At 35.8% G+C, this 22,574-nt stretch carries 17 protein-coding genes, 2 pseudogenes and 2 riboswitches; of the genes and pseudogenes, 16 read left to right on the top strand and 3 right to left on the bottom strand.

All coding sequences use genetic code 11. From position 1 onward, the window contains the following. Nucleotides 1–301 precede the first annotated feature (301 nt). From THEWI_RS12630 to THEWI_RS12560, 16 genes and pseudogenes are all read left to right on the top strand, one after another. On the top strand, nt 302–769 hold the full coding sequence (locus THEWI_RS12630) for a methylated-DNA--[protein]-cysteine S-methyltransferase (protein WP_014063661.1): 468 nt from the start codon (nt 302–304) through the stop codon (nt 767–769). Between the two features lie 2 nt (nt 770–771). Next, nucleotides 772–996: a nucleotidyltransferase domain-containing protein gene (locus THEWI_RS15165; RefSeq protein WP_341853107.1), complete on the top strand. Its 225-nt coding sequence runs from the start codon at nt 772–774 to the stop codon at nt 994–996. Continuing rightward, complete coding sequence (locus THEWI_RS15160; RefSeq protein WP_014063660.1) at nt 966–1,166, top strand: hypothetical protein; 201 nt, start codon at nt 966–968, stop codon at nt 1,164–1,166. Before THEWI_RS15165 ends, THEWI_RS15160 begins: the two co-directional genes overlap by 31 nt. A gap of 17 nt (nt 1,167–1,183) precedes the next feature. After that, complete coding sequence (gene polX, locus THEWI_RS12620; RefSeq protein WP_014063659.1) at nt 1,184–2,896, top strand: DNA polymerase/3'-5' exonuclease PolX; 1,713 nt, start codon at nt 1,184–1,186, stop codon at nt 2,894–2,896. A 161-nt stretch (nt 2,897–3,057) separates the two neighbouring features. After that, nucleotides 3,058–3,502, top strand: a pseudogene (locus THEWI_RS12615) (MarR family winged helix-turn-helix transcriptional regulator). A gap of 110 nt (nt 3,503–3,612) precedes the next feature. Further along, nucleotides 3,613–5,839: pseudogene (locus THEWI_RS12610) on the top strand (ABC transporter ATP-binding protein). Further along, nucleotides 5,836–7,719 carry an ABC transporter ATP-binding protein gene (locus tag THEWI_RS12605; protein WP_006569737.1) on the top strand — a complete coding sequence of 628 codons (1,884 nt, stop codon included), beginning with the start codon at nt 5,836–5,838 and terminating at the stop codon, nt 7,717–7,719. Before THEWI_RS12610 ends, THEWI_RS12605 begins: the two are co-directional and overlap by 4 nt. A gap of 122 nt (nt 7,720–7,841) precedes the next feature. Then, a riboswitch (TPP riboswitch) is annotated at nt 7,842–7,944 on the top strand. 62 nt (nt 7,945–8,006) lie between these two features. Beyond that, entirely contained in the window at nt 8,007–8,645 is a 639-nt protein-coding gene (gene thiT / locus THEWI_RS12600) for an energy-coupled thiamine transporter ThiT (protein ID WP_014063656.1), read from the top strand. Between the two features lie 782 nt (nt 8,646–9,427). Then, nucleotides 9,428–9,964: a phosphatase PAP2 family protein gene (locus THEWI_RS12595; RefSeq protein ID WP_014063655.1), complete on the top strand. Its 537-nt coding sequence runs from the start codon at nt 9,428–9,430 to the stop codon at nt 9,962–9,964. Between the two features lie 63 nt (nt 9,965–10,027). Continuing rightward, nucleotides 10,028–10,195, top strand: a riboswitch (M-box (ykoK) riboswitch). 364 nt (nt 10,196–10,559) lie between these two features. Beyond that, nucleotides 10,560–13,247: a magnesium-translocating P-type ATPase gene (mgtA, locus tag THEWI_RS12585; RefSeq protein ID WP_004398941.1), complete on the top strand. Its 2,688-nt coding sequence runs from the start codon at nt 10,560–10,562 to the stop codon at nt 13,245–13,247. A 102-nt stretch (nt 13,248–13,349) separates the two neighbouring features. Further along, complete coding sequence (locus THEWI_RS15155; RefSeq protein ID WP_052877877.1) at nt 13,350–13,631, top strand: hypothetical protein; 282 nt, start codon at nt 13,350–13,352, stop codon at nt 13,629–13,631. A 50-nt stretch (nt 13,632–13,681) separates the two neighbouring features. After that, complete coding sequence (locus THEWI_RS12580) at nt 13,682–14,362, top strand: hypothetical protein (protein WP_052877876.1); 681 nt, start codon at nt 13,682–13,684, stop codon at nt 14,360–14,362. Nucleotides 14,363–14,880: 518 nt separating this feature from the next. Further along, nucleotides 14,881–15,093, top strand: a complete 213-nt coding sequence (locus THEWI_RS14300) for a hypothetical protein (protein ID WP_156786942.1) — start codon at nt 14,881–14,883, stop codon at nt 15,091–15,093. A gap of 107 nt (nt 15,094–15,200) precedes the next feature. Beyond that, nucleotides 15,201–16,919 carry a DNA polymerase/3'-5' exonuclease PolX gene (polX, locus tag THEWI_RS12570; protein WP_014063654.1) on the top strand — a complete coding sequence of 573 codons (1,719 nt, stop codon included), beginning with the start codon at nt 15,201–15,203 and terminating at the stop codon, nt 16,917–16,919. 4 nt (nt 16,920–16,923) lie between these two features. Beyond that, entirely contained in the window at nt 16,924–17,559 is a 636-nt protein-coding gene (locus THEWI_RS12565) for a cyclase family protein (protein ID WP_014063653.1), read from the top strand. A gap of 51 nt (nt 17,560–17,610) precedes the next feature. Next, the gene (locus tag THEWI_RS12560; RefSeq protein ID WP_014063652.1) at nt 17,611–18,777 is read left to right on the top strand and encodes an MFS transporter; all 1,167 of its coding nucleotides are present in this window, start codon (nt 17,611–17,613) and stop codon (nt 18,775–18,777) included. A gap of 237 nt (nt 18,778–19,014) precedes the next feature. Here THEWI_RS12560 and gltA read toward each other — a convergent pair whose 3' ends face one another. The 3 genes from gltA to THEWI_RS12545 all read right to left on the bottom strand — a co-directional run bounded on the left by gltA (nt 19,015) and on the right by THEWI_RS12545 (nt 22,548). Next, nucleotides 19,015–20,415, bottom strand: coding sequence for an NADPH-dependent glutamate synthase (gene gltA / locus THEWI_RS12555; protein ID WP_014063651.1), 1,401 nt, complete (start codon nt 20,413–20,415; stop codon nt 19,015–19,017). After that, nucleotides 20,402–21,280, bottom strand: a complete 879-nt coding sequence (locus tag THEWI_RS12550) for a sulfide/dihydroorotate dehydrogenase-like FAD/NAD-binding protein (RefSeq protein WP_014063650.1) — start codon at nt 21,278–21,280, stop codon at nt 20,402–20,404. The genes gltA and THEWI_RS12550 overlap by 14 nt, the downstream gene beginning before the upstream one ends. Before the next feature lie 209 nt (nt 21,281–21,489). Then, on the bottom strand, nt 21,490–22,548 hold the full coding sequence (locus THEWI_RS12545) for an NADP-dependent isopropanol dehydrogenase (protein ID WP_014063649.1): 1,059 nt from the start codon (nt 22,546–22,548) through the stop codon (nt 21,490–21,492). Nucleotides 22,549–22,574: the final 26 nt, after the last annotated feature.

The following is a 22,574-nucleotide window of genomic DNA, read 5'->3' as shown; positions in this document are numbered from 1 at the left end:
TCCATATTGATAATAATTTAACAAAATATTTTATTTAAATAAAGAGATTGTCAAAGTGTGCTTCGAAAAATTTAAGTATTTTTCTATAAAAATTAGAAGTTAACAATAGTTTGTTCTATATTTTAATTGTTATTCATTTAACAATCTCTTTACACTTTTATAATAAAACAGGTTTAAAATGATGTCAATAGTGATAAATCGATATGAAACGATTACTCAAAAAATTTTACATTATGTTTTTGCAGATTATATTGTGATATAATCAAATTACCAGTTTTTAAATTTTTAAGGAGATGAGAAGGTGCTGTATAAAAAATTCTTATCGCCTATTGGCATGCTTACAATATTTTCTTCGGGTAAAGGCATATGTCGTATTGACTTTGAAAATGAGAAATCTTCATTAGAAGGCTTTAAAGAAGGCAGCGATTTTTATATTGAAGAGTGTATACGTCAACTTAACCTATATTTTCAAAAGAAATTAAAAAATTTTGATGTGCGGTTGGATTTGCAAGGTACAGATTTTCAAAAAGCCGTGTGGTGTGAAATTTCAAAAATTCCCTATGGGAAAGTTAAAACATATGGAGAAATTGCTAAATTGATTGGCAAGCCAAAGGCAGCAAGAGCGGTAGGGCAGGCTCTTAATAAAAATCCTATTCCTATTATAATTCCTTGTCACAGAGTTATAGGAAAGGATGGCAATTTGACAGGCTTTGGAGGGGGGATTGAGATAAAAAGGTTTTTATTGAGTTTTGAGGGGGTAAAGATTTAACTATCTACAATGGTACAATTGGTAGTAATTTTGTCAATTGTGCCTGTAAGGCTACAAAAGAATCTGACATTGACATAGCAGTTTACCTTAAAGGATACGATGAAAAGTTTGTCTATAATTTGTGGAATGAATTAGAAGATTTGCTTAAAAGGGATGTTGACCTTGTTGTTTTGAATATAGCGAATGCTACTGTTGCATGGGAAGCTTTGAGAGGGAAAAAATTATAGTCAATGACCAGAATTTTTATATAAATTATATGCTTGAAGTATCTATGGAAGCGGAAGATTTTAGAGAAACAGTCCTTATATATATAAATACAGACAAGAGAGAAGGGAGAAAAATGCTTAAAGATTCTGATAAAATTAATGTGATAAAAAGAGAATTGGATAATAATTAAAAAAGAAGTGGTGAATTATGGATAAAAAAACTGTTGTGGATATATTGAATGAGATTGGGCTTTTACTCGAGTTGAAAGGAGAAAATCCCTTTAAGGCAAGGGCTTATTACAATGCGGCTCGCACTATAGAAGTTCTTGATGAAGATATAGAGACCCTTGTGAAAGAAGATAGGTTAAAAGATGTAAAAGGCATAGGAGAAGCGTTAAATAAAAAGCTGACAGAGCTTATAACAACAGGAAGGCTTGAGTATTGCGAAAAATTAAAGGAATCAGTGCCTCCGGGCCTCATAGAGATGTTAAAAATCCCGGGATTAGGGCCTAAAAAGATAAAGACATTGCATGAAAAACTGGGGATTACGACAATTGGCGAATTAGAATACGCCTGTGTTGAAAATAGGCTTGTGGACCTTCCTGGTTTTGGTGAAAAAACACAGAAGAAGATTTTTGAAGGAATACAGTTTATAAAGCAGTTTACAGGACAGCACCTATATTTTGAAGCCTATCAAGAAGCAGTCAAGCTTAAAGAGTATTTGGAAGGGACAGGGCTTACTATAAGATGTGAGATTGCGGGAAGTCTAAGGCGCAAAAAGGAAATCGTAAAAGACATTGACATACTGGCTACTTCTGATAATCCCGAAAAACTTATGGACTTGTTTGCTTCCTATGAAGAGGTACGGGATGTGATAGCAAAAGGGGATACAAAGACAAGCGTAACACTAAACTCAGGAATAAATGCAGATTTAAGAGTAGTAAAAGATGAGGAATTCCCTTATGCTCTTCACCATTTTACAGGAAGTAAAGAGCACAACACAGCTATGAGGCATAGAGCAAAAGAGATGGGCATAAAAATGAACGAATACGGGCTTTTTAAAAGGGATGTCCTTATTAAATGCAGCTCTGAAGAGGAAATTTTTAATAAACTTAATTTGTCTTATATTCCTCCAGAGCTTAGAGAGAACATGGGAGAAATTGAGGCGGCAGAAAGAGGAGAAATACCTGCCTTGATAGAAGAAAAAGATTTAAAAGGCGTATTTCATGTACACACTACTTATAGCGACGGTAGAAATTCTCTTGTTGATATGGTAGAGAGAGCGAGAAAGCTAGGATATAAATACATAGCGATTACTGACCACAGTAAATCTGCTTTTTATGCCGGTGGATTGGCAGAGGAAATGCTATTGAAACAGTGGGAAGAAATAGAAGAGTTAAACAAAAAATACGATGATATAGTCATATTAAAAGGTATTGAATCGGATATTTTGCTGGATGGGTCATTGGACTACGACGAAGAAATTTTAAAAAGATTCGATTTGGTTATAGCTTCTATACATTCTCATTTTAGAATGACTAAAGAAGAGATGACAAAAAGAGTGATAAACGCCATTAAAAATAAATACACAAAAATAATAGGCCATTTGACTGGAAGGCTTTTACTGGCAAGAGACAGCTATGAAATTGACGTCTATCAAGTAATTGACGCGGCAAAAGAATACGGCAAAATAATTGAGATAAATGCCAGCCCCTATAGATTAGACCTTGACTGGAGATATATAAAATATGCAAAAGATAAAGGTGTAAAATTTGCCATATGTCCGGATGCCCACAGTGTAGAAGGGTTGGAAGATGTAAAGTATGGCATTGGTATTGCAAGAAAGGGGTGGCTTGAAGCAAAAGATGTTGTAAATACTTATGAACTGGAGGCAGTGTTAAAGATTTTTTCTAATATGTAAAACCGCTTTTAATTTTATTAGCGGTTTTTTTATTTTATTTTTTTGAAAAGCTTTAAGAAATCTTGACATACTATTATGAGAAGAGTACAATATATTTTGTATCAGAAATATTTGAATACAAAATATTCGCATGCGAAATAATTTAAAATGCGGTGGTGAAAATGGAAGAGATAAACAGTGGATTGAAAATACTTAAGCTTTTAAAACAAATAATGAATATTATAAAGCATTCTATGAAATACGAGTGCAAAGATTTTGACATTACAGGACCACAAGGAATGCTTATGGGCATTTTAGCCCGTTATGGTGAAATGAAAGTAAGTGACTTAAGTCAGAGATTAGGGCTTTCCAATAGCACTGTTTCTGGCATTATTGACAGGTTAGAAAAAGCAAGGCTTGGTAGAGAGGACGAGAAGCACTGAAGATAGAAGAGTTGTTTATGTCAGTGTGACTCCTAAGTTCAAAGATACTTTTCAAAAACATTTCAAAGAAGCTGAAGAGAAGTTTGAAAAATTAATAAGTAGAGCAAGCCCACAAGACCTTAATAAAATAATTGAAGGATTAGAAGTACTGAAAAAAATATTGGAAAAACAACATGATTTATAGTGAGGAAGTATAACAAAATTAAGTAAATAAGTTGAGGAAGTAGAAATTTAAAAAGAAGTAGTTCTCACAAAAGAAATCGAGGCAAATTTTTAGGAGGAGAAGGTGTTGGTATGGTAAAACTGGCGAAATATTTAAAACCCTATATTCTGTTGATTTTTTTAGCAGTGTTCTTTATATTTGTTCAAGCAATGAGTGATTTGTCATTGCCTGACTATATGTCCAAGATAGTTAACAATGGAATACAGCAAGGTGGCATAGTAAATGCAGTGCCTGAGGCTATAAGGAAAAGCGAAATGGATAAACTTTTGCTATTTGTTACACCTAAAGAAAAGGAAGAGATTTTAAAAGATTATACATTAGTAGACAAATCCAGTCCTGATTATGATAAATATGTAAAAAAATATCCTATTCTTTCAAAAGAGCCTGTATATGTCCTTAAAAGCGTAGATAAATCAGAAATTGACAAAATAAATTTACCTATGGGGAAAGCCTTTTTAGCTGTTACAGGTGTGGAAAAAGCTAAAGCCAGTGCAAAAAACGGAAGTATAGAATTTAATGGAAAGAAAATACCGGCAAATGTAGACCTCTTTGCTATGATGTCTCAACTGCCAGAAGAGCAACTTATTCAAATAAGAGATGAAATGAACAAAAAGTTTGCTTCTTTAGGTGACAATATGGTTATACAAGCTGCAACAATGGCTGTAAAAGAAGAATACAAGGCAATTGGCATAAATACAGACAAAATTCAAACTGATTACATTCTTCATACTGGCCTTATAATGCTATTGATAACTGGACTGAGTGCATTAAGCACTATTATGGTAGCATTTTTTGCATCAAAAGTGGCAGCTGGAGTAGCGAGAGATTTGAGAAAAGATTTATTTGCAAGAGTAGAGAGCTTCTCTAATGCTGAATTTGACAAATTTTCTACGGCTTCTTTGATAACAAGAACTACAAATGATATTACACAAATACAAATGCTTCTTGTAATTATGATAAGAATGGTGTTTTATGCGCCTATAATGGGTATAGGTGGTGTATTTAGAGCACTTAGCAAAAGTGTTTCAATGTCTTGGATTATAGCTTTAGCAGTAATAGTACTTTTAGGTATAATATCAGTATTGTACTCCATTGCGATGCCCAAGTTTATGCTAATGCAAAAATTGATTGATAGATTAAACTTAGTTACTCGCGAAAATTTGTCAGGAATAATGGTGGTAAGAGCTTTTAATAATCAAAAATTTGAAGAAGAGCGCTTTGACAAAGCTAATCAAGATATTACAAAAGTAGGGCTTTTTGTAAATCGTGCTATGGCATTTATATTTCCATCTATGATGCTTGTGATGAATGGAATTACTCTTTTGATAGTATGGGTAGGAGCTCACCAAATCCAAAATTCCAGCATGCAAGTTGGAGACATGATGGCATTTATGCAATACGCTATACAGATTATCTTTGCATTTTTGATGTTCTCAATGCTGTTTATAATGATACCAAGAGCATCAGTATCGGCAGAGCGTATTGCTGAAGTTTTGGCTACAGAGCCTTCTATAAAAGACCCAGAAAATCCAAAACAATTTAATGAAAATATGGCTGGAACTGTAGAATTTAGGAATGTATCTTTTAAATATCCGGGTGCTGAAGAATACGCTTTAAAGGATATAAACTTCAAGATTTTGCCAGGGCAGACAGTAGGCATAATAGGAAGGACAGGTTCTGGAAAGAGTACCTTAGTGAATTTGATCTTGAGATTTTACGATGTGACAGAAGGACAGGTTTTGGTTGATGGTGTAGATGTAAGAGAGGTAAGGCAGGAAGATTTACGCAGCAGAATAGGATATGTACCCCAAAAAAAGTTGGCTTTTCAGTGGTACAATTAAATCAAATTTAAAATATGGAAATGCCCAGGCTACTGATGAAGAAGTAAGAGAAGCAGCAGAAATTGCACAAGCAATGGAATTTATAAATGAAAAGACCAAAAAATTTGATTCAGAGATTGCACAAGGAGGAACAAACGTTTCAGGAGGGCAAAAGCAGAGGCTTTCCATTGCTCGTGCTCTTGTTAAAAAGCCTGAAATATACATTTTTGATGAAAGTTTTTCAGCTCTTGACTTCAAAACAGAGTCAGCTTTAAGGAAAGCCTTAAGAGAAAGGCTAAAATCAAGCACTGTTATAATGGTGTCACAAAGGGTGTCAACTCTTTTACATGCAGACCAAATAATAGTGCTTGAAGAAGGTAAAATTGTGGGCATAGGAAAACACAAAGAACTACTTAAAAACTGTCAAACTTACAGAGAAATAGCTTTATCACAGCTGTCGGAGGAGGAATTGGCATGAGTGAAAATAGAAGAATAGACCCCAAACAGATGCCCAGACTTCGCGGGCCAGGAATGGGAGGCGGTCCCCATGGCATGGTTCGCGGTGGAGAAAAAGCGCGAGATTTTAAAGGCACAATGAAAAAGTTGATAAAATATTTATCAGCTTATAAAATTTCTATAATAAGTGTATTTATATTAGCAGCGCTCAGTGCTTCCTTCTCCATTGCGGGTCCTAAAATACTTAGTAAAGCCATAACCAAAATTTTTGAAGGTGTAATGAATAAAATAACAGGGCAAGGCAGTGGCATAGACTTTGAATATGTAGGAAAGATAATTCTAATTCTCATAGGCTTATATGGTTTAAGTGCTTTATTCGGATACCTGCAAGGATGGATAATGTCTGGGGTTGCGATGAAAGTTACCTATAGATTTAGAAAAGAAATTTCTGAAAAAATTAACCGCCTGCCTTTGAAATATTTTGAAAGCACAAATCAAGGGGAAATATTATCACGTATTACAAATGACGTGGATACAATTACTCAGACTCTCAATCAAAGCTTGACTCAGATAATCACTTCTGTGACGACAGTAGTAGGCGTTTTGATTATGATGTTTACCATAAACTGGCTTATGACTTTAGTGGCGCTTTTGATAATTCCTTTGTCTTCTTTGGTAATTGCCTTTATTGTCAAACATTCACAAATGTATTTTAGAGAGCAGCAGGATTATTTAGGGCATGTAAATGGTCATGTGGAGGAAGTATATGGAGGCCATAATATAGTAAAGGCTTTTAATGGAGAGAAAAAGAGCATTGAAAAGTTTGATGTATTAAATAACACTTTGTACGGAGCAGCTTGGAAGTCACAGTTTTTGACAGGCATTATGATGCCACTTATGAATGTAATAGGAAACTTGGGTTATGTGGCGGTTACAGTTTTGGGCAGTTGGTTGGTTATAAAAAATGCAATAGAAGTAGGAGATATTCAGGCGTTTATACAGTATATCCGATCTTTTACACAGCCTATTGCTCAGATTGCAAATATTTCCAATATACTGCAACAAACTGCTGCTTGTGCAGAAAGAGTATTTGAGTTTTTGGAGGAAGAAGAAGAAGTTCCAGATAATCCACAGCCTGTAAAAATTGAAGATATAAAAGGGAATGTGGAGTTTAGAAATGTTCGTTTTGGATATAGACCTGATAAAATGGTGATAAATAACTTTTCTGCTTCTATTAAGGCAGGACAAAAAGTTGCAATTGTCGGTCCTACTGGTGCAGGAAAGACTACTATAGTGAAACTTTTAATGCGCTTTTACGATGTGAATGAAGGAGCTATTTTGATTGACGGCCATGATATAAGAGATTTTACGAGAGAAGATTTGCGTTCACTTTTTGGCATGGTGCTTCAGGATACTTGGCTTTACAATGGTACTATTATGGACAATATAAGATATGGCCGTCTCGATGCTACTGATGAGGAAGTTATAAAAGCTGCTAAGGCAGCTCATGTTGACAGTTTTGTAAGGACATTGCCAGGGGGCTATAACATGGTATTAAATGAAGAGACCACAAATATTTCTCAAGGGCAAAAGCAGTTACTAACTATAGCTAGAGCTATTTTGAAAGATCCCAAAATTCTCATACTCGATGAGGCTACAAGCTCTGTAGATACCCTTACAGAAATACAAATACAAAAAGCGATGGATTACCTTATGAAAGGACGCACAAGCTTTATAATCGCTCATAGGCTTTCTACGATAAGGGATGCTGACTTGATACTTGTTATGAACCATGGAGATATTATAGAGCAAGGTACCCACGAAGAGCTTCTTGCCAAAGGTGGTTTTTATGCAAGTCTCTATAACAGTCAGTTTGAAAAAGAGGAAGAGATGGCAAGTTAATACCATTTGATGTGTGTGCAAAACGTCAGCAACCTACAAAGCTTGGACATCCGCATTTGATAATTATTCTTGACACAGACTACAGAAAATGATAAATTAAAGGTGAAAACAAAATAGGTGGTTATGTCCGCTGGGGGAGCCTTAATGGCTGAGATGGCATTGATGCCAAACCCTTGGAACCTGATGAGGGTAATGCCTCCGTAGGGAATGCGGCTCAAAAATACCGCATTTCGCGGTATTTTTTTCAGCGAACATAGCCTCTAAATATCATGGAGGTGTTTTTTATTATGTCCTACATTATAAGTATATTTTCTGATTTTGCCAAAATAAAACCAGTGACCTTATCAGTTATATTGGCAATTTTATTGGCAGCTTTTCTTTTATATCTGATGCGAAGAAGTGTCAAATTTGACACAAAGATGCTTGTCTACGGAGCACTTTCAATCGCTATTTCTTTTGTGCTGTCATATATAAGGTTTTACCATTGGCCACAGGGTGGTTCCATAACGCCTGCCAGCATGCTTCCACTTTTTATATTTGCGTATTATTATGGACTAGGTCCTGGTGTGATTGTTGGCATGGCATATGGACTTTTGCAACTTATTCAAGACCCCTTTATAGTCCAATGGGTGCAAGTACTTCTCGACTATCCTTTGGCTTTTGGTGCATTAGGACTTGCTGGCTTTTTTAGAAAAAACCTGAGTTTGGGAATTTTAGTCGGTGGATTTGGACGATTTTTCTCTCACTTTTTATCCGGAGTATTCTTTTTTGCAAGCTATGCGCCAAAAGGAATGAGTCCTATAGTTTATTCACTTTTAGTTAATGGAAGCATAATAGGTGTAGAAGTGGCAATATGTTTTGCAGTTTCACTAATTCCTCAAGTTAGAAATGCTATCGAGGAAATTAAAAAGAAAGCAATTGCTTAAAGGGGTATTTCCCCTTTTCAGTTTCTTGACAAAGTTAAAAGATATTCAAAGGAGATATTTTGCATCGTTGCTCCGATGTTCCAAAGCGACAAAACTAAAGCTCGACCTTCGGGTTCCGGCAGGGTACCTACGTCAGGTGGCATCCATGCCTTAAGGTGCCCGCCTCCGCCATTCATGGCTTCGGCCCTGCCTCCACCCTCGCTCTTGCTAAGTTTCCCGTCACTCAAGTAAGAAAGTTTATAAAGCAAAAATAGAAAAAACAAGCATACTTACTTGAGTGCCGGGCCGATTTGTAACAAGTCGCTCCTTATGCAAAATATCTCTTTTACGAAAGTTTGTCTACAGTCTGAAAGGGGTATTTCCCCTTTTTTATTTTTTTGCAATGGATAGCCAAAATAATGGTATAATATTTTGTAAGAAAAAATTTAACATAAAATTAACATCCCTATAATGTTTTTTTAATGTTATCATAAGATAATTTAATCAAAGGTTATGGGAAAGCCCATGGATAAATAGGAACAGGCCATAAAAGAGTAGCAAAGGCTGTTAAAAAAGCTTTTGAAAAGTACGATAATGTATATATAATTGTAGATATAAAGAATATAAAATCCTTTTGAAAGTTAAGAGAATTGTTGTTTGAAAACCTTGATAAACTTAAGTATATGAAAAAAGAATGGAAGAATTGGTTTATAAAAATTCCGCTGATAGAGTGTGTGAAATTGTGCTGAAAAATTTCGATGAAAGCATTAGTGAAATGAGATTATAGGGAGGGGATTTTGCTGATGCAAATAAAAAGAGTGCTTCTTGACAAAGACAAAAACATTTTTTTCTATATAAACAAAAGAATAAAATGTAATATATTGGACAAAATAATGCCTAAAATAACTCATATAGGAGGTCCTTTTTTTACAATATTCTCTTGCTTATCTTTAATATTTTTCGGAAAAAACAATGTGAAAGCCTCTGCTTTAGAAGCTTTAACTGCGCTTGTAAGCAGCCATTTGTTTGTTCAGCTCTTAAAAAGAAAATATACGAGACCAAGGCCTTATATGGTATTAGCTAATACAAATACTTTTAAACATCTTTTAAAAGATTATTCTTTTCCTTCAGGTCACGCTACTGCCAGTTTTTCACTTGCTATGACTTTTTCAATGTTTTTTCCAAGCCTTGCAGTGTTCTTTATTTCGCTGGCAGTACTTGTAGGGATTTCAAGGATATACATTGGACTGCATTATCCTTCAGATGTATTAATGGGCTCAACGATAGGTATTACTTTTTCTTATCTAACCCATTTTATAGCTACAAAGTTGTTTTTGTAAAAAATTTTTCAAAATAGATTGACAGATTGTAAATAGAAGAATATAATGTAGAAGGGCACAAGTTAATACAATCGTTAGGTGAGGCTCCTATACAGATATACGCTGCTGCCCGGAAACATCGAGAGATGCTAACGGGTCAACAAGTATTACCGAATTAAGGTTTTACTTAATGCAGCTGGAGGATGCTCCAAAGCTGTATAGTGCCAAAGCTCAACGAATTGAAATGTTAAAAAACCTCTTTCATTCGTTGAGAGGTTTTTTAATTTGCGAAAAAACGGAGGTGAGAAGAATGGACGGTGGAGGTAGTAGTAAAAGCTATAAAGGTATATGTAATATGACATTGAAGAAGGATGGGCATAGTTTGAGGCCACGTCCATTCTTCTCACACGTGGCCTTTTCAATAAATTTTGCTATTTCTTAAAATGCCTATTTATCCCTTCTTTTGATGTCCTATTACATATACCTCCAAAACAATTCCTTTTAATTCCATCGTCTAAGTGCGAAAGTTTTTCACAAAAAAACAAATACTGTAACTGTAAGGTTGCAAAAGACTCGGCAGCCTTAGTCTATTATTGTGCTTTGGAGGTGTATGGAAATGATCAAAATCGCAAAGAAAAATGGTTTTACAGATACGATACTTACCCAATTAATTGAGTTTGCGAAAAAAGATGTAGATGAAGTTTTGGCACAATTAGGCACAGACAGAGAAGGTTTGACTTCTGAGGAAGCAGAAGATAGACTTGAAATGTATGGGTTAAATGAAGTAGCCCATGAAAAACCAGCTCCTTGGTATATTCAATTGATTAAAGCTTTTATTAATCCCTTCATAGGTATATTGGTATTTTTGGCAATTGTGTCATATATAACTGATGTACTTTTTACTGCACCTCAAGACAGAGATTGGAGCACCATAATTATTATCTCTATAATGGTAACGGTTAGTGGACTGCTTCGCTTTGTTCAAGAGTACCGCTCCAATATAGAAGCGGAAAAATTGAAAGCCCTTGTTCACACGACTGCTGCAGTTATTCGCAAAGATACAGGTGAGAGAGAAATAAAAATGGAAGAAATAGTACCTGGTGATATAATACATTTGGCAGCAGGAGATATGGTACCTGCAGATGTTAGGGTTATTACTTCCAAGGACTTATTCATAAACCAAGCGACCTTGTCAGGAGAATCTGAACCAGTTGAGAAATATCCGGATTTAAAAGAAGAAAAAAGGAAAGCTAAGGATTTAAACCTCTCAGACTTAGAAAATATATGCTTTATGGGTACCAATGTAGTAAGTGGCTCTGCTATTGCTGTAGTTCTTTCAACAGGTGACCGTACTTATTTTGGTTCAATGGCAAAGTCCCTTGTAGGGCATAGGGCAATGACAAGTTTTGAAAAGGGTATTAACAATGTCAGCAAAGTGCTTATCAAGTTTATGGCAGTTATGTTTCCAATTGTTTTTGTGATAAATGGCCTTACAAAGGGTAATTGGTTGGATGCATTGCTTTTTGCCTTGGCTGTAGCTGTTGGACTTACTCCCGAAATGCTTCCAATGATAGTCACTACAAACCTTGCTAAAGGTGCTGTGACAATGGCAAAACATAAGACAATTGTCAAGAGATTAGATGCTATTCAAAATTTCGGAGCAATGGATATACTTTGTACTGATAAGACTGGCACTTTGACATTAAACAAAATAGTTGTAGAAAAACATCTTGATATACATGGAAATGAAGATGACAGAGTTTTAAGACATGCATATCTTAACAGTTATTATCAAACAGGTCTAAGGAACTTGATGGATGTAGCCATTTTAGAGTATGGAGTTGAAAAGGGCTTTAATGGTTTAGATAAAATATACAAAAAAGTTGATGAGATACCCTTTGATTTTGTAAGACGAAGAATGTCTGTAGTTTTAGAGAGCGAAGGTGGGAAAAGGCAGCTTGTAACGAAAGGCGCCGTTGAAGAAGTGCTTTCCATCTGCGAATACGCTGAGTACAAAGGTGAAGTTGTTCCTTTGACAGATGAAATACGCCAAGAAGTAAGAGAAATGGTAAGAAAATTAAATGAAGACGGAATGAGGGTGCTTGCCGTAGCTCAAAAAAATGATGTTCCACCAGAGGGAGTTTTCAGTGTAGCGGATGAAAGTAAGATGGTTCTCATGGGTTATATAGGTTTTCTAGACCCGCCAAAAGAATCTGCACCTTATGCGATAAAAGCCTTAAAAGAACATGGAGTAGATGTAAAAATTCTCACTGGTGACAATGAAATAGTGACAAAGAAAATCTGTAAAGAAGTGGGGATTGCTGTAGAGAATATTCTATTAGGAAATGAAATAGAGAATATGACAGATGAAGAATTAGCAGAAGTAGCAGAAAAGACGACAATTTTTGCAAAACTTTCTCCTATGCAAAAATCGAGAATAATAAAGGCCTTACAAAGCAAAGGCCACATTGTTGGATATATGGGGGACGGAATTAATGATGCGTCTGCACTAAGAGAAGCCGATGTTGGAATTTCTGTTGACTCTGCAGTAGATATTGCAAAAGAATCAGCAGATATAATACTTTTAGAAAAAAGTCTTACGGTATTAGAAGAGGGAGTTGTAGAAGGACGCAGAATTTTTGGAAATATTATGAAATACATTGCAATTACATCGAGTTCTAATTTTGGTAATGTATTTTCAGTTTTAGTAGCAAGTGCATTTTTGCCTTTTTTGCCAATGCAGCCATTGCAACTTCTTTTCCTTAATTTAACTTATGATTTGTCAATGACATCAGTGCCTTGGGATACAATGGATAAAGAGTATATACAAAAGCCAAGAAAATGGGATGCTGCAAATATAGGCAATTTCATGGTATGGTTTGGACCTACTAGTTCAATTTTTGATATAACCACTTATGCTTTGATGTTTTTTGTAATTGGTCCGTTGGTTATAGGTGGTTCTTACTTCTTGTTGCCTGAAGCACTTAAACTCCAATTTGTTTCACTTTTCCAAACAGGCTGGTTTGTAGAAAGCTTATGGACGCAAACAATGGTAGTTCACATGCTTAGGACCGAGAAGATTCCTTTTATACAAAGCATTGCTTCATGGCCACTATTACTTTTTACCTCAGCAGCTGTTACAGTAGGAACGATTGTGCCATTTACTTCTTTTGGAGCTAAACTTGGGATGACGCCTCTACCAGCAATATACTTCTTGTTCTTGGCAGCTACGCTTCTTGCATACTTGACTTTGGCGCAATACGTTAAAACGAGATTTGTAAAAAAATTTGGAAGTTTGTTGTGATGATAAGAGAGTGGAATTTATGGTTTCACATAAATTCCACTCTCTTTTATTTTTAATTGACATATTTTGAAAAAGGAGTACCATAAAAATGAGGTGATATCTGTGAAAAAGGTCATTTATTTTTTATCTGTAATTCTCATATCAGCTTTGTTAATTTTAACTTCTTGTTCGGATAAGTATTCCCATTTACAAAAATATCAATTTAAAAGCGATTCTGATCCGGAATTTATTTATGCAACTTCAGAGAAAGCCATACTGGAAGATAGAGGTAATATCATATTAGAGGAAAAAGGAAACTTCTATAAACTTCCCGTAGAGTTAAAATTGGAAAGAGATAATGTTTTATTCTTAAGTCCAAATGGACAAAAGAAGATTTTGCACTAATAAAAGTAATAGATTTACAAGATTTCAAAATCCATGAGGTAAAAGTAGATATGCCTGTTTCTAATGTAATTGGTGAAAAAATTGGCGACCAGTGTCAAATTTATTTTGACAGTTTGGGCAAAGTTTACAAAAAAGTAGGGGAAGGAACCCCCCAGTTCATATCTAAAGGATATTTACTGGCTTTAGAGGGAGAAGATGTATATTTTTATAGAAACATAAATGTAGGGACTACAAAGGTCTATAAAGTTAGTAAAAATGGTCTAGAAAAAGAAATAGCGACACTCGAAGGACGCAGTTCTCTCATACGACGGACCGACCATGTTGTTGCTTTTGTATCCTTTTTAGAAGACCAGGCAGAAAAAATAAATTATGATCTTGTGATAGTAAATTTAAAGGGATCGAAATCTACCATTATTTCACAAGATTCTAAGAAGTTAGCTTACGATATTCCCTTTTTCTATAAAGATGGAGATGTAGCTATAGTTTACTACACAGATGGCGAGACTGAAATGATTGACACAAGAAATGGAAATAAAATCATTTTGAGTAATTTTGAAAAATACGTATTTCCGGATTCTCACAGAGAATTTGGCTTTAATTTTTTAAAGAATTATCCTATTGATTTTAACAAAATCCTTCAAATTAAAAAGGGGAAAGGGAAGGTAGAGATATTGTTGGTAGATGCTCACAATAACATTTTGAAGGCATTGGCAACAGCGAGTATGAGGTGATATTGGTTAGTTGTATTGAGTATTGTTTTAAGTATAAATACATACATAAACTGGAAGAATTATAGGGATGGTAAATAAGATCAAATTTTGATTTAATAAAATTTTAGTGAGAAAAAGGGTTGTCACTTATAGGGAGGCATTTTATGAATTTTTATACTCTTATTTTTTCGATTATAAACATAATTCTTACTGCTTTTTTATTTAATTGGCTTAGAAATACAATTTACTAGAAAAAAGATAACCAATTTATACTTTAGTACAAGTTTTAAAGGAAATAAATGTAAATTTTATACTAAAGTACAAAAATAGAGGAGATTTTATATAAAATTTGTACTTTTGGTCAGTTGACATATCACTGGAAAGGATATACCATGGATATAGGAAGAATTACTGGTAATTATTAGGATTATTGAGTGAGGAGGTTAAAGGAGAGAAAGGAATTTTTAAGAAATGTCATTTATTGAGGTTAAAATTTTAAAGATAAAAAAATCGAGATAACAGATAATAAAGCAAGGGTAGTGTTAAAGCTAGAATTAGAGCGAGAAAAGGCTTATCCTATGTTTGTAGATTCAGATAATGTTTTTGAATTGGAAAAGCAAAATGGCCATTGGAAGATAGTGAAACATGAGTATGAAAGTCTCAGAATGTTTGAATTATTTATAGATAAAAAATTGCTAGAACCCGACTATGAAGCGATAAAACACCGAATGGATAAAGAATGGGGGAAATAAAAGGAGAATATGAAGGTTTATGATGGCAGGGAGAATGTTATCTCTCTTTTTTGTTTTTCTGTGGTATAATGTAGTAAAGATTTTGCATGTTAAAGGGGAAATAAAAAATGGATAAAAAAGAGGTTGCTGATATTTTAAATGAAATAGGGTTATTGCTTGAGCTTAAAGGGGAAAATCCTTTTAAGTCGAGAGCCTATTATAATGCTGCAAGGACAATAGAACTATTAGATGAAGATTTAGAGATTCTTGTAAAAGAAGACAGGTTAAAGGATGTAAAGGGAATAGGGGAGGCAATTAATAAAAAGATTACAGAGCTGGTTTTAGCGGGTAAAATGGAATATTATGAGAATTTAAAAGCATCTATTCCTGAAGGGCTTGTTGAAATGCTTAAAATTCCTGGACTTGGTCCGAAAAAGATAAAGATTATATACGAAAAATTGAATATCACCACAATTAGAGAGTTGGAATACGCTTGTATAGAGAATAGATTGGTAGACCTTCCGGGGTTTGGGGAAAAGACTCAAAAGAAAATTTTGGAGGGGATACAGTTTGTGAAGCAATTTAGCGGTCAACATTTATATGCGGAAGCTTATAAAGAAGCGCTTAAATTAAAGGAATATTTAGATATGACTAAAACTGCATTAGTGACGGAAATTGCAGGAAGTTTACGAAGGAAAAAAGAGATAGTAAAAGATATTGATATTTTGGCTGCAGCATCAGATTCCTCAAAGGTTATGGAATTATTTGTAAATTACCAAGATGTAAGGGAAGTTATAGCAAAAGGAGATACAAAAACCAGTATCACTTTAAAGTCGGGTATAAATGCAGATTTAAGAGTTGTGACGGAAAAAGAGTTTCCCTATGCACTTCATCACTTTACAGGAAGCAAGGAGCACAATACCGCCATGAGGCACAGGGCAAAGCAAATGGGTATTAAAATGAATGAATATGGCATTTTTAAAGGTGAAGAACTTATAGAGTGCAAAAGTGAAGAGGAAATATTTAATAAATTAGGACTTTTATATATTCCTCCAGAGCTTAGAGAAAACATGGGAGAGATAGAAACGGCAGAAAAAGGACAGCTTCCTAAATTGATAGAAGAAAAAGATATAAAGGGAATTTTCCACGTCCATACTACTTATAGCGATGGGGCTAGTACCCTTATAGAAATGGTAGAAGCAGCGAGAAAATTGGGGTATAAGTATATAGGCATCACAGACCACAGTAAATCTGCTTTTTATGCAGGAGGTCTAAGTGAAGAGGATTTAATAAGACAGTGGGAAGAGATAGACGAGTTAAACAAGAAATACAAAGATATAGTCATATTAAAAGGTGTAGAGTCTGATATACTTCCTGACGGGTCTTTGGATTATGATGAAGAGATATTGAAACAGTTTGATTTTGTCATTGCATCTATCCACTCTCATTTTAGAATGAGTAAAGAGGACATGACGAAAAGGATGATAAAAGCTATAGAGAATAAATATACAAGTATTGTAGGGCATGTGACAGGAAGGCTTCTTTTAGCGAGAGACAGCTACGAAATAGACGTGTGTGAAATTATAGAGGCGGCAGCCCATTATGGCAAAATAATTGAAATAAACTCAAATCCTTATAGGCTTGATTTGGATTGGCGATATATAAAGCATGCAAAAGAAAAGGGAGTAAAGTTTGCAATATGCCCTGATGCCCACAGTATACAGGGGTTAAATGACGTAAAATACGGGATAGGGATTGCAAGAAAAGGGTGGCTTGAGGCAAAAGATGTCATAAATACTTATGAGGTGGAAGAAGTTTTAGAATATTTTGAAAATGGAAGGAGGTGAAAAGTTGAAAAGAATAATTGATTTGACACATCCTTATAGAGTCGGGATGACGACTTATCCGGGGACGTTGCCAATTGATATTAATTCTATAGGAGATACAAATTATAATTTTATTTATTTTCTCTATGGGATAAATCATATAGGTACTCATTGTGATGCTCCAGCCCATATGATAAAAGGAGAGAAGACAATTGACCAAATTTCCATAGATACATTTATGGGAGAGGCAGTAATTGTAGATGTAGATGTAAAAGATTCATTTGAAATTGGGCCAGATGTTTTAAAAGGACATGAGATAAGAGAAGGAAATATAGTTCTTTTTAGAACAGGGTACTCAAGACTTTGGGATAAAGAAGAATATATAAAAAAGTCACCTTATCTTTCAGAGGAATTGGCTAAAGAGCTGGTAAAGCACAAGGTGAAAGCTGTTGGCCTAGATTTTATTTCTCCAGACCCTGTAAGAGATGATATCACTTTTCCAGTTCACAAAATTTTATTGGCGAGTAATATCATAATAATAGAAAATCTTAATAATCTCGATAAAATAAGTCAAAAGAGAGTGTGGTTTTCTGCAGCTCCTATTTTAATTGAAGGAGCAGATGGTGCTTTTACAAGGGCTTATGCAATAGTGGAAGAATAAAAAGTTAGAGCCTTTATTGGCTCTTTCTTTTTGGTAAAGAGGAGGTAGCATATGTCCACAAAGAAGATTTACTATTATTTAATCCTTTATTATGCTGTTTTCTTTATGAGCGGTGCAATTTATGGCACCTTTTTGCCAGTTTATTTGGATTACATAGGTTATAGCAAAGGAGCCATTGGCGTACTTATGTCATTGGGGCCTTTTGTAGCGATATTAGCTCAGCCTTTTTGGGGCATTACAAGTGACAGGGCAAAATCAAAAAATATTGTTTTACAGCTTTTATTTTTGTTGAGCATATTGACAATGGCTTTATATCCTCTTTCTGCTAATTTTTATTATTTGGTTTTTGTAATTGCTCTTTTTACATTTTTTCAAACCTCAACTGGTCCTATTGGAGATACAATAACGCTGGAATATTTAAGCGAGACTGGTCAAAAATTTGGTCCTATAAGAATGGCAGGGACTATAGGATATGCAGTGATGTCAGTAATTGCAGGATTTTTTGCCCAGAAGTATATTAGGAGCATTTTTGCCCTTAACATTATTGTAATGTTTTTAGCTTTTATGATAGTGTTCAAATTGCCAATCGTTAAAGGCCATCAGTTTGGAAGAACACATGTGTCGATTTGGAATCTTTTCTCAAATAAAAATTTAGTGATACTTATAGTTTTAAACTTTTTAGTGCAGGTTACTCTTGGTTTTTATTACACTTACTTTCCTATTTATTTTAAACAATTAGGTGGGAGTAATAGCCTTTTGGGTTGGAATTATTTTATTTCTGCCATGAGTGAAATTCCCTTTTTACTTTATGCCGATAAAGTACTTAAAAAGATAGGAACTCGCAATGCTTTATTAGGGGCAACTTTTGTTGCAGGAATAAGATGGCTTTTGATATTTTTAGTAAAAAGTCCGTATATGTTTTTGCCTCTTCAACTTTTGCATGGTACGATATTTATAGTTTTATACTACTCCATGGTGACATACATTAACCAGGAAGTGCCAAATGAGCTTAAGGCTTCAGGACAGACTATGAACAATCTTATTGGCATGGGGATTTCAAGGATTACGGGAAGTTTACTTGGAGGATTTTTAAGTGATATTTATGGGATAAAACTGATGTTTTTATATAATTCTCTATTGGCTTTTAGTATTATGTTGATTTTTGGATATATATTTGTAAAGGAGAATTTAAGGAAGAGACATCACGTTAAAAAATAGAAAAATGAAATTAAAATGTTACAGCATTATTACGATTTGGCAAATAGTAGAAAAAGGAAGAAAACAGTATAAAGTTTTTATTAGTAGATGTGACAACAAAATTTTAAAAACGATTGCAGAACAGGAAATAAGTGAGCAGGTAAAATGATAAATTCACAAATAAAAGAGACGATAGCTGGATGTATATCCTTCCATAGTGCCGTCTTGCTATCGTCTCTTTAGTTTACCGAAAGATGTTTACCGCCATTTTTTGTTTTGTAGGTATTCATGGATGGAACGAGCTGCTTTTTTTCCGGCACCCATGGCCAAAATTACAGTAGCTGAACCCGTTACAATATCGCCTCCAGCCCATACCCCTTCTCTGGAAGTTCTTCCATCTTCATCGACAGCGATATAACCGTGTTTTGTAAGTTCTAAGCCTTCAGTGGTCTTTGTGAGAAGGGGATTAGGGCCAGTACCTATGGCGATTACTACCGTATCAACATCCATAATAAATTCAGAACCCGTTATAGGAACTGGACGGCGACGACCCGAAGCGTCAGGCTCTCCAAGTTCCATGCGGATACACTCAATACCTTTGACCCAACCATTTTCGTTACCTGTTATTCTCACTGGATTTGTGAGGAAATCAAATATAATACCTTCCTCTTTAGCGTTCTCGAATTCTTCTTTTCTTGCGGGCATTTCTTCTTCAGAACGGCGATACACAATATGAACTTCGTCAGCTCCCATTCTTAGGGCAGACCTGGCTGCATCCATAGCTACATTGCCACCCCCTATTACTGCTACTTTTTTGCCTACCTTTATGGGGGTGTCAGTGTTGGGAAAAGAATAGGCTTTCATCAGGTTTATTCTGGTTAGAAACTCGTTGGCTGAATACACGCCAAGGTAGTTTTCACCAGGTATGCCCATAAATTTCGGGAGGCCAGCTCCTGTGCTGATAAAGACAGCCTCATACCCCATTTCAAAAAGGTCGTCTATCGTCAGAACTTTGCCCATAACCATGTTGGTTTTAATTTCTACGCCCAGCTGTTGTATAAACTTTACTTCTTGTTCCACTATAATTTTCGGTAGCCTGAATTCAGGAATACCGTATACTAGTACGCCGCCGGGTTTGTGAAGAGCTTCAAAGATCGTTACATCATAGCCGAGTTTAGCCAAATCTCCTGCACAGGTGAGACCGGCGGGCCCGGAACCGATGATGGCCACTTTTTTACCAAGCTTTTTAGGAATTACCGGGGGACGGATACCTTTTGTTCTCTCCCAGTCTGCTGCAAACCGTTCTAGGCGACCTATGGCCACAGGTTCACCTACTTTGCCCAAAACACAGTTTTTCTCGCATTGTGCTTCTTGTGGACAGACTCTGCCACATATGGCGGGCAAGCTGTTGGTTTCTTTTATAATCTTTATAGCTCCTTCAAAATCTCTTTCTGCAATACGTTTTATAAACTGGGGAATTTGTACCTGAACGGGGCACCCTTCAACACATCCTGGTTTTTTACACTGAAGGCACCTCTGGGCTTCACTAACTGCCTCTTCTTCCGAATAGCCCAAAGCTACTTCGTTAAAATTACACCTGCGGACTTCAGGCTTTTGGGTAGGCATGGGTGTTTTCTTTTTGCTTCTATTTAACGGCATCTTTATCAGCTCCTTCTATTTTGTTGATTAATTTGCATTCATGAGCTTCATTAAATCTTTCGAGGGAAATTTTTTCTTCCTCCTTATAAGTGGCCAATCTTTTTATTAGTTCATCGAAATCTACTTTATGGCCGTCGAAAGCCGGACCATCAACGCAAGCAAATTTGATTTCTCCGTCTACGGTGACACGACACCCACCGCACATGCCTGTGCCGTCTACCATTATGGGATTAAGGCTCACCATAGTGGGTATGCCATAAGGCTTGGTAATTTCGCTTCCTATTTTCATCAAAATCGGGGGACCTATGATAATAATCTCATCAAATTTTTCGCCTTGTTCTAAAAGCTCTTTAAGTACTACTGTGACAAACCCATGGCGGCCTTTTGAGCCATCGTCGGTACAGATATACATCCTGTCGCTAACAGCTTTTATCTCTTCTTCTAAGATTAGCAATTCAGCTGTCCTAGCACCTATAATAGAAACTACTTCTACCCCCTGCTGATGAAGCATTTTGAGTTTAGGATAAAGTGGAGCAATACCAAGACCTCCGCCTATTCCTAAAACTTTCTTGTGATTAGGAAACTCCACCGGTACACCTAAAGGCCCAACAAAGTCCTGAATATAGTCTCCAGCTTCTAGAGTTCCTAACTCCCGGGTGGTTTTACCTACTTCTTGGAATACTATTGTGACAGTGCCATTTTCTGAATTGTAATCTGCAATAGTAAGAGGAATTCTTTCTCCTCCTTCTTTTATCCTTAGTATAACGAATTGGCCTGGCCTTGCTTTTTTAGCCACTAGTGGTGCCTCTATTACAAACAACTTAATGGAAGGTGCCAGTTCTCTTTTTTCTAATATTTTGAACATAATAGTCCTCCTTTTTCTATTTCTGTGATAATAAGATTTTAATAGTTCTCTGCTACTTTCAATGATAGTATCAGTGTTAATGGAATAAAAATGTTATGAAAACAGCGTTTTTGTTATTTTTTACCAAAACTTTGCCGGCCGATGTGTCATATAAAAAACCAGTGCTTTTAGTCTTATTAGCATAAAAATGGGGGTTTAAGTCCCCATTTTTATGCTAATATTACAACAGGTTTGATTAGGTCTTTTGGTTTATCTTTCATCAGCATTAGAGCTTTTTCAATATTATCAAATCCTTGAAAAACATGAGTGACGAGTTTGGAAGGATCGACACGCTTATAAAAAACAAGGTCAATCAGTCTTTCCATTCTTAGACGTCCACCAGGGCATAAACCGCCTTTTATAGCTTTATGAGCCATGCCGCAACCCCATTCAAGACGAGGAACAGGCAAAACATCTCCTTCACCAAAATAATTTACATTAGCGATGGTGCCGCCAGGTTTAACAATCTTAACTGCCGTAGCCATAATGTCAGCATTTCCTCCAGCGATGATGGCAGCATCGACGCCTTTACCTTCAGTTAAATCCATAATCTGACTGTCGATAGGACCATTTTTATAGTTTACAATATCAGTAGCTCCATAGTATTTTGCAGCATCTACACAAACAGGTCTACTGCCTACTGCAATAATTCTTCCAGCACCCCGCAATTTGGCACCAGCGACTGCCATAAGACCTACTGGGCCAATACCCAAAACCGCCACCGTTGCAACTAATTCTATTTCTGCCAGTTCGGCTCCGTGAAAGCCGGTAGTCATCATATCTGGAATCATAACTGCAGCTTCCAATGGAATTTCCTTAGGCAGATGTGCTAAATTCATGTCAGCATCGTTCACATGGAAAAATTCGGCGAAGACGCCGTCTTTTATATTTGAAAATTTCCAGCCTGCCAGCATTCCACCGGAGTGCTGGTGATATCCTCTTTGTACTTCAGAAGTACGCCAATCAGGGGTAATAGCTGGCACAACAACGCGATCACCAGGTTTGAAATCTTTTACCTCACTACCTACTTCAACTACTTCACCTACACCTTCGTGACCGAGTATCATGTTATGTCTTTCACCTATAGCACCTTCAAAAACGGTATGAATGTCCGAAGTGCAAGGGGCAACAGCTAGAGGTCTTACGATAGCGTCAAATGGGCCTGGAGTAGGCTTTTCTTTCTCAATCCAGCCAACCTTACCGATACTAAGCATTGCAAAACCTTTCATTGTTGAGATACCTCCCATTGATTATT

Source organism: Thermoanaerobacter wiegelii Rt8.B1, from assembly GCF_000147695.2.
Lineage (GTDB): Bacteria > Bacillota > Thermoanaerobacteria > Thermoanaerobacterales > Thermoanaerobacteraceae > Thermoanaerobacter > Thermoanaerobacter ethanolicus.
Note: the sequence above shows the minus strand (reverse complement) of the source record. Positions and strands in the feature narration are given on the sequence as shown.

What these genes read in the sequence shown, in the direction of transcription:
- THEWI_RS15160 (WP_014063660.1), top strand. Translation starts at nt 966, where the DNA reads ATGGGAAGCTTTGAGAGGGAAAAAATTATAGTCAATGACCAGAATTTT.
- polX (WP_014063659.1), top strand. Translation starts at nt 1,184, where the DNA reads ATGGATAAAAAAACTGTTGTGGATATATTGAATGAGATTGGGCTTTTA.
- THEWI_RS12605 (WP_006569737.1), top strand. Translation starts at nt 5,836, where the DNA reads ATGAGTGAAAATAGAAGAATAGACCCCAAACAGATGCCCAGACTTCGC.
- thiT (WP_014063656.1), top strand. Translation starts at nt 8,007, where the DNA reads ATGTCCTACATTATAAGTATATTTTCTGATTTTGCCAAAATAAAACCA.
- THEWI_RS12595 (WP_014063655.1), top strand. Translation starts at nt 9,428, where the DNA reads ATGCAAATAAAAAGAGTGCTTCTTGACAAAGACAAAAACATTTTTTTC.
- mgtA (WP_004398941.1), top strand. Translation starts at nt 10,560, where the DNA reads ATGATCAAAATCGCAAAGAAAAATGGTTTTACAGATACGATACTTACC.
- THEWI_RS12580 (WP_052877876.1), top strand. Translation starts at nt 13,682, where the DNA reads ATGCCTGTTTCTAATGTAATTGGTGAAAAAATTGGCGACCAGTGTCAA.
- polX (WP_014063654.1), top strand. Translation starts at nt 15,201, where the DNA reads ATGGATAAAAAAGAGGTTGCTGATATTTTAAATGAAATAGGGTTATTG.
- THEWI_RS12560 (WP_014063652.1), top strand. Translation starts at nt 17,611, where the DNA reads ATGTCCACAAAGAAGATTTACTATTATTTAATCCTTTATTATGCTGTT.
- gltA (WP_014063651.1), bottom strand. Translation starts at nt 20,415, where the DNA reads ATGCCGTTAAATAGAAGCAAAAAGAAAACACCCATGCCTACCCAAAAG.
- THEWI_RS12550 (WP_014063650.1), bottom strand. Translation starts at nt 21,280, where the DNA reads ATGTTCAAAATATTAGAAAAAAGAGAACTGGCACCTTCCATTAAGTTG.
- THEWI_RS12545 (WP_014063649.1), bottom strand. Translation starts at nt 22,548, where the DNA reads ATGAAAGGTTTTGCAATGCTTAGTATCGGTAAGGTTGGCTGGATTGAG.